General features: G+C 75.8%; 10 protein-coding genes. 3 read left to right on the top strand and 7 right to left on the bottom strand.

What is annotated here, in order from left to right:
* Positions 1-27: 27 nt before the first annotated feature.
* From FZ988_RS05720 to FZ988_RS19130, 3 genes are all read right to left on the bottom strand, one after another.
* A complete protein-coding gene (locus tag FZ988_RS05720; protein WP_149203011.1) occupies positions 28-2,883 on the bottom strand; it encodes a cation-translocating P-type ATPase in 2,856 nt (951 codons plus the stop codon).
* A gap of 159 nt (positions 2,884-3,042) precedes the next feature.
* The gene (locus FZ988_RS05715) at positions 3,043-3,498 is read right to left on the bottom strand and encodes a universal stress protein (RefSeq protein ID WP_149203010.1); all 456 of its coding nucleotides are present in this window, start codon (positions 3,496-3,498) and stop codon (positions 3,043-3,045) included.
* Between the two features lie 170 nt (positions 3,499-3,668).
* Positions 3,669-3,800: a hypothetical protein gene (locus FZ988_RS19130; protein WP_281287156.1), complete on the bottom strand. Its 132-nt coding sequence runs from the start codon at positions 3,798-3,800 to the stop codon at positions 3,669-3,671.
* A gap of 278 nt (positions 3,801-4,078) precedes the next feature.
* Between FZ988_RS19130 and FZ988_RS05710 the strand changes: the two genes are divergently transcribed.
* From FZ988_RS05710 to FZ988_RS05700, 3 genes are read left to right on the top strand one after another with little or no spacing between them, the layout of a single operon-like run.
* On the top strand, positions 4,079-5,125 hold the full coding sequence (locus FZ988_RS05710) for a 3-oxoacyl-[acyl-carrier-protein] synthase III C-terminal domain-containing protein (RefSeq protein ID WP_188078979.1): 1,047 nt from the start codon (positions 4,079-4,081) through the stop codon (positions 5,123-5,125).
* A 7-nt stretch (positions 5,126-5,132) separates the two neighbouring features.
* On the top strand, positions 5,133-6,041 hold the full coding sequence (locus tag FZ988_RS05705) for an MBL fold metallo-hydrolase (RefSeq protein ID WP_188078978.1): 909 nt from the start codon (positions 5,133-5,135) through the stop codon (positions 6,039-6,041).
* Between the two features lie 10 nt (positions 6,042-6,051).
* Positions 6,052-7,386 carry a F390 synthetase-related protein gene (locus FZ988_RS05700; protein WP_149203007.1) on the top strand — a complete coding sequence of 445 codons (1,335 nt, stop codon included), beginning with the start codon at positions 6,052-6,054 and terminating at the stop codon, positions 7,384-7,386.
* On the opposite strand, the gene FZ988_RS05695 is transcribed toward FZ988_RS05700, so the two are convergent.
* Genes FZ988_RS05695 through FZ988_RS05680 form a run of 4 tightly spaced genes read right to left on the bottom strand, consistent with a single transcriptional unit; the run spans position 7,370 to position 11,505 of the window.
* Entirely contained in the window at positions 7,370-8,623 is a 1,254-nt protein-coding gene (locus FZ988_RS05695; RefSeq protein ID WP_149203006.1) for a glycosyltransferase, read from the bottom strand. The two genes, FZ988_RS05700 and FZ988_RS05695, sit on opposite strands and share 17 nt — an antisense overlap.
* Positions 8,620-9,315 (bottom strand): hypothetical protein, encoded by a 696-nt coding sequence (locus tag FZ988_RS05690; protein WP_149203005.1) that lies wholly within the window; start codon positions 9,313-9,315, stop codon positions 8,620-8,622. The genes FZ988_RS05695 and FZ988_RS05690 overlap by 4 nt, the downstream gene beginning before the upstream one ends.
* On the bottom strand, positions 9,312-10,535 hold the full coding sequence (locus FZ988_RS05685; protein ID WP_149203004.1) for a glycosyltransferase: 1,224 nt from the start codon (positions 10,533-10,535) through the stop codon (positions 9,312-9,314). Before FZ988_RS05685 ends, FZ988_RS05690 begins: the two co-directional genes overlap by 4 nt.
* The gene (locus tag FZ988_RS05680; RefSeq protein WP_149203003.1) at positions 10,528-11,505 is read right to left on the bottom strand and encodes an NAD-dependent epimerase/dehydratase family protein; all 978 of its coding nucleotides are present in this window, start codon (positions 11,503-11,505) and stop codon (positions 10,528-10,530) included. The genes FZ988_RS05685 and FZ988_RS05680 overlap by 8 nt, the downstream gene beginning before the upstream one ends.
* Positions 11,506-11,521: the final 16 nt, after the last annotated feature.

Below are 11,521 nucleotides of genomic sequence, written 5' to 3'. Positions count from 1 at the left end.
GTCGCGTACCCCCTGGGGTATACACGGTCACGCGCGACGGCGGTCCAGGGCCCGCTGGACGAGCTTGCTCAGCTCGCTCACCCACAGGACCGAGCTCGCCGCCACGACGCACACGCCCCACTGGGCCGGCGTGAGCGGCACGGTGCTGAACGCGTCGTTGAGGAACGGGACGTGCACCACCATCACCTGGAGCAGCGCCGACACCCCGAGCGCGCCCCACAGCCACCGGTTGGCGAAGAGGTGGTGGAACGCCGTCGCGGTGCCCGAGCGCGCGTTGAGCGCGTTGAAGAGCTGCGCGAGGACCAGCACGGTGAACCCCGCCGTGCGCGCCGTGCCGAGGGACTCCTGCCCCGCCAGGAGGCCGCCGGGCAGGTACAGGTCGATCGTGGCGAGCGTCGCCGCGGCCATGACCGCCCCCACCAGGAGCACGCCGGCCCACATGCGCGCGTCGATGACCCGCTCGGTCAAGGCCCGCGGAGGCCGGCTCATGACGTCCTCGGTCTCCGGGTCCACGCCCATCGCGAGCGCGGGCCCGCTGTCGGTCAGCAGGTTGATCCACAGGATCTGCGTCGCGAGGAGCGGGAGGACGAGCGTGCCGTCCCCGTGGGAGAGGCCGATGACGCCCGAGAGGACCACGCCGAGGAAGACGGTCAGCACCTCGCCCATGTTCGAGGACAGGAGGTAGCGCAGGAACTTCTTGATGTTGAGGAAGATGCCCCGGCCCTCGCGGATCGCGCGAACGATTGTCGCGAAGTTGTCGTCGGCGAGGATCATCTTCGCCGCCTCCTTCGTGACCTCCGTGCCCGTGCGCCCCATCGCCACGCCGATGTCCGCGGACTTCAGGGCCGGCGCGTCGTTGACGCCGTCGCCCGTCATCGCGACGACCATCCCGTCGGCCTGCAGCGCGTCGACGATGCGTAGCTTGTGCTCGGGCGTCACGCGCGCGTAGACCGACCGGGTCCGGACCGTCTGCGCGAATCCCTCCGCGTCGAGCCGGTCGAGCTCGACGCCCGACACCGCGACCGGCTCGTGCGCGACCACGCCGAGGTCGCGCGCGATCCGCGCCGCGGTCCGCGGGTGGTCCCCCGTGATCATCATGACCCGCACGCCCGCACGGTGGGCGTCAGCGATCGCGACGGCGGCCTCGGGACGCGGCGGGTCGATGATCCCGACCATGCCCGCGTACACCAGCTCGCTCTCGAGGGCGTCGTCGAGCGTCGGCGCCACCGTCTCCTCCAGCGGCCGGTAGGCCACCCCCAGGGTGCGGAAGGCCTCCCCCGAGAGCGCCTCGACGTCGTCCAGGATGCGGCGGCGGTCGTCGTCGCCGAGGGGCAGCACGTCGCCGCCGACCCGCACGTGGCTGCACCGCGCGAGCAGCACCTCCGGGGCGCCCTTGCTGACCACCGCGAGCCGGCCCCCGCGGTCGGCGTCGGCCTCGAGGCTCGTCATCATCTTGCGCGCGGACGTGAACGGGATCACCGCGACCCGCTGGAACCGTCCCGTCCTCGCCTCACGCGTGCCCAGCTTGACCTCGGCGACCTTGAACGCCGCCTCCGTCGGGTCGCCCTGGATCACCCACGTGCCGTCGTCGTCCAGGCTCAGGGTCGCGTCGTTCGCGAGGCTCCCGCCGCTGAGGACCACGGCCATCTCCTGCCATGCGCCGCTGCCGACCTCGAGGGGCACGCCGTCGAGGAGCACCTCGCCGTCCGGCCGGTACCCCGCGCCCGTGACGACGGCGCTGCCCGACGCCGTCACGACGCGCCCGATGGTCATCTCGCCCCTGGTCAGGGTCCCCGTCTTGTCCGAGCACACGACGGACGCCGAGCCCAGGGTCTCGACCGACGAGAGGTTCTTCACGATCGCGTGGTGCTCGGCCATGCGCTGCACGCCGAGGGCGAGCACGACCGACAGGATGGTCGGCAGGCCCTCGGGCACCGCGGCGACGGCGAGGGACACGCCGAGGAGCAGGGCGGTCACCACGTCGTCGGCACCGTCGACGCCGAAGACGAGGAACACCGTCGCCATGACGACCACCGCGATGACGACCACAGCGATGCCGAGCATCTTCCCGACGTGCGCGATCTCGCGCTGCAACGGCGTCGGGTCCTGGCGGGTCGCGTGCAGGAGCCGCGCGATCTCGCCCATCTGGCTCGCCATGCCCGTCGCGGTCACGATCGCGCGGCCGCTGCCCTGCGTGACAGCCGTCCCGCTGAACACCATGTCGAGGCGGTCGCCGAGGGCTGCCGCCTCCGCAAGTGTCCGGGCGTCCTTCTCCACGGGCTCGCTCTCGCCCGTGAGGGAGGCCTCCGACACCCGCAGCGTCGCGGCCTGCACGAGCCGGGCGTCCGCCCCGACCGTGTCCCCCTCGGCGAGGAGCAGGACGTCCCCGAGCACGACCTCGCGCGTCGGCACCCGAGCAGGCACGCCCCCACGCAGGACGGTCGCCGTCGTCGCGGTCATGCGCTGCAGGGCGTCGACGGCGTGCTCCGCCTTCGCCTGCTGGGCGTAGCCGAGCACCGCGTTGAGCACGACGATCACGGCGATGACCACGGCGTCGACGGGCACACCGGCCCGACCCTCGACCAGCCACGCGACGAGCGAGATCGCGATGGCCCCGAAGAGCAGGTAGATCAGCGGGTCGCGGAGCTGCGCGACGAGCGTGCGCCACGCCGGCACGGGGGGCTCGCCGGCGAGCTCGTTGGGGCCTGCGTCGCGCAGGCGGCGCGCCGCCTCGCCGGTCGACAGCCCGTCGCGCGTGCTCGTGCCCAGGAGCTCCGCGACCACGTCGGGGTCGAGGAGGGACGGGTCGGACAGGGCCGGTCCGCTGCGCCCGGTGGGTTCCCCCGGCCCGGCGGCACGGCCCGGTCCGGTCGGCTCCGTCATCGTCGGGCCCTCCTCGTCGGCGGTCCCTCCGATCATGCACCCGTGGCCACGCGCCCGGGACCGCTCCCCGGAGGCCGCACCCCGCCGACCGTCGCCCCGGCCGCGCGGAGCCCGACCGTGCTAGCGCGCGCCGCCCCGGGCAGGGGCGGGCGCGCACGGCTACGGGACGACGGTCACCGGCCAGCGGCCCAGGCGCACGAGGCGCACCGCGATGGAGCCGACGACGCGGTGCGCCAGCGTCGTGGACGCGCCGACGACGACCGCGTCCGCACCCGCCTCGCCCGCGACGGCGGCGATCTCCCGCAGCGGGTCCCCTCGCCGCACGACCAGCTCGACGGCGAGGCCGTCGGCGAAGCGGGGGTCCAGGAGCTCCCGGCGCACCTCGGCCTCGATCCCGTCCTGTGCCTCGACGGCCATGGCGGCGAGATGCCCGCCCATGTCGACGCCGGGCGACCAGGCCCCTGAGCCCTCCCGGACGTACACCGCGACGAGCCGGGCGCCCTGCCGGCGCGCGGTGCCGGCAGCGAAAGCGGCGGCGCGCATCGACACGTCCGACCCGTCGACCCCGACGACGACCGCCCCGCGGGTGTGCCCACGCGGGCGGTGCTCGACCATGTGTCACCCGATCCTGACTCGGCGCCCCGCACGCTGCTCGACGCGGATCCCCCATCCTGCCGTCCGCGCGGCCCACGACGCACGGCGTCGGCGCGGCGCCGGCGAGGTGTCGGGCGCACGCCGCGCCTGCCGCGCCGGGTGCGGCGCCCGTGCCGGTCCGTTGCCCCCGGTCAGCGCTCGCCGCGCCGCGGCCACCACGTGCCGTGGGTGCGACCCGCACGCGGCCGCGCGTCGAACACCTCGGCGACGCGCTCCTGGCGGTAGCTGATCTCGGCGTCGAGCCCGGGTCCCCAGAACATCATGTCTCCTCCTGCGTCGGGCGGTTCGTCGTGCCCCCACCCTCCGCGTGAGTCACGCGCCGCCGGATCGGCCGGGTGCCCAGTCCTGGACGCGTCAGGCGGCGGGCGGGCCCCTAAGGGCCCCTTAGCGTCCTGGCGGCACGCCGGCACGCCAGCACGTGGGCACGCCAGCACGTGGGCTCGGCCGACCGGGTGACGCACAGGCCCGCGTGCGTCACCGTCGTCCCCAGGGCAGGCCGCGCATGCCGGTGGTGGGTCGACGGCGTGGGATCCTTCCGGGCATGACGACGACCGCCCCCGCACCCGAGCGCGCCCAGGCACGCAGACGCGCGACGGCCTACCCCGTGCGCATCCTCGGCTCGGGGGTGCACGAGCCCTCGGTGCTCATGACGTCCACGGAGCTCGACGAGAGGTACGAGCGCCCCGCGGGCACCACCCAGGCGCGCTCAGGCGTCGCGAGCCGTCGGTGGGCCGGGCCGGACGAGAGCTCGAGCCGGATGGCCGCGGGAGCGCTGCGCGCCGCGGCGGAGGCGGCCGGGACCGACCTGTCCGACCTCGACGCCCTCATCGTCTCGAGCGTGCTCCCCGAGCAGCCGATGCCGACCACGAGCGTCCTCGCGCTGCGCGAGCTCGGCCTCGCGGGCGGACGGACGGAGGCGTTCGACATCAACGCGTCGTGCATCGGCTTCCTCACCGCGCTCCAGGTGGCGACCGTCGGGATCGCGGCCGGCCGCTGGGACCGCGTCGCCGTCGCGGCGACCGAGCTCGCGTCGAAGGGCCTCAACCACGCCGAGGTCGAGTCGAGCGCGCTCTTCGGCGACGGCGCGGCCGCGATCGTCGTGGGACGGTCGGCGCCCGAGGACGCCTCGTCCGTCCTCGCGCTCAGGTTCGCGACGTGGCCCGAGGGGTCGGACCACTGCCGGATCGACGCGGGCGGCACCCGGTGGAACGCCGTGACACCGCCCCCGGACCCGACCGCCTACCTGTTCCGGATGGACGGTCGCGCGCTCCTGCGCCAGGTCGCGGTCCATCTGCCTGCGTTCCTCGAGGGTCTGCGCGAGGACAGCGGCCCCGCGCTCGACGAGGTGGACGTCGTGGTCCCCCACCAGGCGAGCGGCGTCGGCCTGCGCTACCTGCGTCAGCGCACGGGCCTGCCGCCCGAGGCCGTGGTGGACATCATCGGGGACCACGGCAACCAGGTCTCGGCGTCCTTGCCGACGGCCCTGCACCACGCGATCAGCTCCGGCCGGCTCGGGCGCGGTCAGACCGCGCTGCTGCTCGGGACCGGAGCGGGCCTGTCCATCGGCGCCGTGCTCCTGCGGTACTGACGTGGCGGTGCGCCCCGTCCTGGTCGACCTCCTCACGGTCGGCTCCTGCGAGCACCCCGGCGCCGTCGCGCGCCGGGGAGCGCCCTGGCGTCCTGTCGAGTTCCCGAGCCTCGTCGCCGTGATCCGGCACCCCGACCACGGGGTCGTGCTGCTCGACACCGGCTACGCGCCGCGCTACGCGACGGCGACGCGCCGCGGACCGGGTGCCGTCTACGGCCGCCTCCTGCCGATGCGTCTGGGTCGTGGCAGGTCGCTCGCCGAGCAGCTCCCGGCCCTCGGGATCGACCCGGCGGACGTCGCCACCGTCGTCGTCTCGCACCTGCACGCGGACCACGTCGCCGGCCTGCGTGACCTGCCCGCCGCCCGTGTCGTCCTCGACGCGGACGCCCTCGCCTCGCACGTGCGGCGGGGCCCGCTCGGACGGCTGCGGCGTGGGTTCCTGCCCGCGCTCCTGCCAGACGACCTCGAGCGCCGCGTCGTGGACGTCGCGACGCTGCCCCGCTGGGTGCCCGACGCCCCGCGCGACCCCGCCGGGGCCGGTGACCCGCAGGCGCCGCAGTCCGCGCGGACCGACGTCACGACCCTCGGACCCGCCCACGACCTGCTCGGCGACGGGAGCGTCGTCGTCGTGCGCCTGCCGGGCCACGCGCACGGTCAGGTGGGCCTCCTCGTCGCGAGCCGGGCGGGCGACGTGCTGCTCGTCGGCGACGCGGCGTGGAGCCTGCGCGCCATCACGCACCTCGAGCTGCCGCACCCGGTCGTCAGGCTCGTGACCCACTCGTGGGGCGCCTACCGTGCGACGCTCGGCGCCCTGCACAGGCTCCACCGCACCTCCCCCGGCCTGCTGGTCGTCCCGTCGCACTGCCCCGTGGCCATCGACCGGGCCCGTCTCGCCCTCGCGGCGGCCCGCCCGTGAGCTCGCGCCGATGAGCCCGCCCGGCCTCACGCAGCTCCAGGTGGGCGTGGCGTACGCGCGTGCGCGGCGACGGCGGTTCGCCGACCGTGCGGCTCTCCAGGCGTGGCAGGACGCACGGCTGCGTCGGGTGCTCGCCACCGCGCCCCGCCGCTACCCGTACTACCGCGGGCTCGCCCCGACCCGCCTGACCGACCTGCCCGTGATCGACAAGGCGACCGTCGTGGAGCGGTTCGCCGACCTCAACGAACACGGGCTGACGCTCGACGCGTGCCTCGCCGCCGCCCGCACCGCGGAACGGGAACGCGACTTCACCGCATCGCTCGGCGGGGTGTCGATCGGCCTGTCGTCCGGGACCTCGGGCCGCCAGAGCGTCTTCCTGACGACGCCGCGCGAGCGCGCCCGCTGGGCGGGCGAGGTGCTCGCGAAGGCCCTCCCTGACGGCCTCGTCACCGGCACGCGCGTCGCCCTCGTGCTCCGCGCCGGCGGGCCCCTGTACGAGTCCGTCGGGACGCGGCGGGTCAGCTTCCGGTTCGTGGACCTCGCACTGCCGGTCGAGGCGCAGCTGACCGCGCTCGAGGACTTCCGACCGACGGTGCTCGCCGCCCCGCCCTCGATCCTCCGGCTCGTCGCGCAGGCCAAGGTGCAGGGCCGCTCGACGATCAGCCCCGGGCGGGTGCTGTCCGTCGCGGAGGTCCTCGACCCGCACGACGAGCGGGAGATCGAGGCCGGCCTCGGGTGCCGGGTGGACCAGATCTACCAGGCCACCGAGGGGTTCCTGGGGATCAGCTGCCGGCTCGGGGCGCTGCACCTGAACGAGGACCTCGTGAAGGTCGAGCGGATCCCGCTCGACCGGACGGGCCGGCGGTTCACACCCGTCATCACCGACCTGGTGCGGACGAGCCAGGCCGTGCTGCGGCTGCGGCTCGACGACGTGCTGCTCGCGGCCGACGACGCCTGCGGCTGCGGCTCACCCACGCTCGTCGTGGACGAGGTCGCAGGCCGGGCGGACGACGTCCTGTGGCTCGCATCCGCGGAACGTCCGGGCACCCGGGGACCGCTGTTCGCGGACTTCGTGCGGGGCGCCGTCCTTGGCGCACCGGGCGTCCGTGACTTCCGCGTCGTGCAGACGGGTGCGGCAACGGTGACCGTCGCGGTGACGCCACCGGCCGCGCACGACGGCGCCGCGAGCGCGCTGCGGGCCACCGTCCGACGCGCGGGGCTCGTCGAGCCCGCGGTCGAGCGGGCCGACTTCACGCCGCTCGGCCCGACCGAGAAGCTGCGCCGGGTGCGTCGGGACCCGTCCGTGCCCGGCGGCCCGGCGGTGGGCCTCACCGACGCGCGATGAGCCTCAGGACCGCGCGCTCGGTGGCGCCGACCGGGTCGTAGGTCGCGGCCGCGCGCGAGAGCCGCTCGAGCGGCCCGCGGTCGGCGTCGAGCAGGGCACGCATCGCCCGCACCGCGGCGGGCGAGTCGAGCCGCCGCACCGAGGCGCCCGCTCCGGCCGCCACGACACGCGCCGCGAAGTCGAACTGGTCGTAGTCCTGCGGGCACACGAGCGCCGGGACGCCCGCGCGGACGGCGCTGTAGGTGATCCCGGCCCCGCCGTGGTGCACGACGGCGGCGCACCGCGGCAGCACGTCGTCGTACGGCAGGTGGCTGTAGACGTGCACGTCCCCGTCCTGCGCGACCGGGTGCGGCGCCGCACGTGACGCGTCGCCGAGGCTCACGACGAACCGGTGTCCACGGAAGGAGTCCGCAAGCACCCGGACGCGCTCGACCAGGTCGCGCTTGACCCACGGCAGGTGGGTGCCCATGGTCACGAGCACGAGCGGCCCCGGCGGCAGGACGGGTGGCTCGGGCCACGGCTCCGGCGTCGCCGTCACGGGGCCGACGAGCTCGAGCTGGTCGGGCCAGTCGCGCGGGAGCTCGAGCTCGCGCATGCCGAGGCCGAGGATCGACTGCGGCGAGTAGGCGGCCTCCGAGCCGTCGGCCCGGTACACGCCCGTCCCGGCGGCGGCGAAGCGCGACGCGAGGACGCGCTGCATCGTCCGTTTGGTCGCCCGGGTCGCCGCCCGGCCCGCCGCGTCACGCACCCGGTGCCCGGCGTGCCGCGCCGGCCCCCAGCCGCCGCAGTACGAGGGCGTGCCCGTCCGGGTCTCGAGCGCGAACGGCGTCGGCATGGTCGTGAGCCACGGGATGCCGCGGTCGAGCGCGACGAGGCCCGCGACGGGCGCCGTGAAGTCCGCCAGGACCGCGTCGGGACGGTCGCGGTCCACGAGCACGTCGAGCTCGCGGCGCACGGTCGGCAGGAGCGCGAGGTTCGCCGACAGCTGCCGCAGGAGGAGGACGGGGTTGCTGCGGACCGGGCCGGGGGTGTCGGAGATCCGCTCGAGCGCACCGGGGTCGTCCGCGAGGAGCGGCTCCACGGCGAAGCCGAGCCCGCGCAGGAGGTCCACCTTGGCCGCACCGGTCGCGAAGCGGGGTTCCATGCCCCGGGCGCGCAGACCCGTCGCGAGGCCGATCAACGGGTTCAGGTGCCCGCTGAACGGCGGCGCGACGAGCAGCAGGCGGGGGCCGCTCACGCGAGCACCTCCCGTGCGACACGCAGGACCTCGGCGCGCACCTGGGCCGAGGTCGCGTAGCCGAGGTGGCGCCCGGGGACGACGAGGTCAGGCGTCCCCCGGTAGCCCCAGCGGCTCACGAGGTCGCGGTCACCCTGGAGCACGCGCACCTGGAGCCCGGGAGCCGCCTCGGGGCGTGCGCCCACCGGACCGAGCGCGACGGCGGTGACCGTCAGGCCGGCGCGCACGCGCAGCCGCGGGGCCGCGGTGGCCAGGAGCTGGGCACCCGTGCTGCCGCACAGGAGGAGCAGGTGGTGCTCGGTCGCGTCGACCAGCGGCTGGAGGTGCCGCACCACGTCGTCGGCGAAGCGCGCGCTCGTCCGCGCCGCGACGTACTGGGCGGTGTTGCGCACCGAGGCCGCGAGCACCGGCTCGGGCCGGTACGGCAGGCGCATCGCCGCACGGTTGTACGGGAAGCCACCGGGGACGGGGACGTACCCGAGCCCGGCGAGGTCCGCGAGCACGTCCTCCTGCGCGGGCGAGAGCCGGCTGTGGCGCCAGGAGCTCTGCCCCGTGAGCCACGCCGCACGCGCGCCGCACCGGCCGGACGGCACCTCTTCGCCGGCGGTGCCGGCCCCGCCCGCCAGGGTGGAGGGCACGGACGACGCGGTGAGGTGGTCGGCGACGTCGTAGCCGGCGAACCAGCGGGTCACGGCGCGTCCCCGGCCATGACGGGACCCGCCGGTCCGGTGCGGATCTGCCGGTCCCGCCAGGCGACCCGGCGCGGCCCGACGAGCGCGCCCACGGCGTGCACCGGCGTCAGGAGGTCGGCCACGAGCTCGAGGACGACGCCGAGCGCGCCCCGTGGTGCGCCCGGGACGCGCCGTCGCAGCGCCGCGACGGCAAGCACCTTCGAGACGAGCACGGCGACGACGGCCGCGACGACGGCCGGTCGGCCCGAGGCGACGGCGAGCGCGAGGGCGAGCAGGGGAAGGACGGCAGGCAGGACGACGAGCGCGACCATGGCGGGCGTGAGGTCGCGACGCAGCACCTCCTGGCTGAACACCATCCAGCGGCGCAGGATGCGGGCGTACGCGCGCGGACCGGGCACGGTCGTCGCCAGCGGGTGCGTCACGGTCGTCTGCACCAGGGTCAGGCCGGCATCGCGGTAGAGGCGCGCGAGCGCGTAGTCGTCGCAGACCTCACCGCTGATCGCCGCGAAGCCGCCCAGGCCCTCGAGGACGTCCCGACGCGTGAGGACGAACATCCCGTTGACGGTGACGGGCGGTGCCACGCGCGCGAGCGGCAGGTACGTCACGAGGGCGCTGCCGTTGACGAAGGCCGCGACGAGGCGCGACCAGAGCGAGCCCTGCTCCCGGTACACGGGCAGCCCGGTGACGAGGTGGCCCGCGGCGAGCGCGTCCCGAGCGACCCCCAGGGCACCGTCGGGCAGCACGGTGTCGTCGTCGAGGACCGCGACGAGCGCGTCGGCCCGCTCGAGCCCCACCACGAGCTTGACGACCTTCGGGTTGCGGCCCGGCTCGGGCGGGGCGCACGGCACCACGGTCACGAGGTCCGGCGCGACCGCCAGCGCCTGCGCTGCCGCGTCCCGCCCGGGGGCGTCGTCCTCGTCGACCAGGAGCACGAGGCGTGCGTGTGGCGTCCGCCCGATGCTCGCGACGTTCTCGCGCAGCATCGCGGGCATGAGCGGGTCCCCCGAGCGGACCGCGACCAGGACGGTCACCGGGGCCGCACCATCTGACGGCCCCTGGCCGGCAGCGGCGGCCGCAGCGCGCCCGGTGCCAGCCGCGCCCGGCGCCCCACCGGGCCTGCGCACGACGGGCCCGCGCCGGAGCGCGGCGGCGGCGAGGCCCACGCGCGCGGCGGTCAGCACGGCCAGCACGCCGGCGAGCACGAGCGCCGCCTCAGCCATGCGTGGCAACCAGGCGCTCCACGCCCTCGTCGAGGCTCACCGCGGGTTCGCCGAGGTCACGCAGGGCACGCGTGACGTCGAACGTCTTGGACCGTGCGAGGACCGACACGCCGAAGCGCGTCACGGGCGGCTCGGCGTACCCGAGCGCGACGGCCGAGACCCGCTCCGCGGCACCGGCGAGGGCGAGGGCGACGGCCGGGGGCACGCGCCGGACCGTGGGCCGCACCCCGAGCCGGCTCAGGAGGGTCAGCAGGAACGGGTAGAGCTCGACGGGGTCCGCGTTGGTCACGTTGTACACGCCCTGCACCCGACGCTCGAGCGCCTGCGTCACGTAGTGCGCGACCGTGTCGACCTCGGTGAGGTCGCACACGATGCGCGGCCCGTCGGCGCTCTCGAGGACGGGCAGGACCCCACGCCGCGCCGCGCGGACGATGCGGGGCAGCAGCACCGTGTCGCCCGCGCCGAACACGGCACGGGGCCGGACGACCGACCACGGGCCCGGGTACCGGGCGACCATGCGCTCACCGATCCGCTTGGTGCGGGAGTACACGTTGATCTGCTCGTCGTCGGGCGGGACGGGTGAGTCCTCCGTGAGACCGAGCTGGTGCTCGTCCCGGTAGAGGACGCTCGAGCTGGACACGTAGACCACGGGGGGCGCGCCGTGGTCCGCGGCCCACCGCAGGACCGTCCTGGTGCCCTCGACGTTGGCCCGCACGAACGCCGACGGTGGCGCCCACGGCGAGGCCAGGGCCGCGCAGTGCACCACCGCGTCGACGGGCCCCGGCACCGCGCCGTCCGGGAGACGCTCGCCGAGGTCGTGCCGCACGTAGGCGTCGGGCCCCGCGGACCCCGCGGGACGCGCCGGCGCCGCGGAACGTCCGAGCCCGACGACCTCCCAGCCCCGCGCCTTGGCGTCGGCGGCGATCCGCGCGCCGATGAACCCGTTCGAGCCGGTCAGGAGGATGCGCACCGGTGGAGGCTAGCCG

Origin of the sequence: Actinotalea subterranea (genome assembly GCF_008364845.1) — a bacterium.
Lineage (GTDB): Bacteria > Actinomycetota > Actinomycetes > Actinomycetales > Cellulomonadaceae > Actinotalea > Actinotalea subterranea.
Note: the sequence above shows the minus strand (reverse complement) of the source record. Positions and strands in the feature narration are given on the sequence as shown.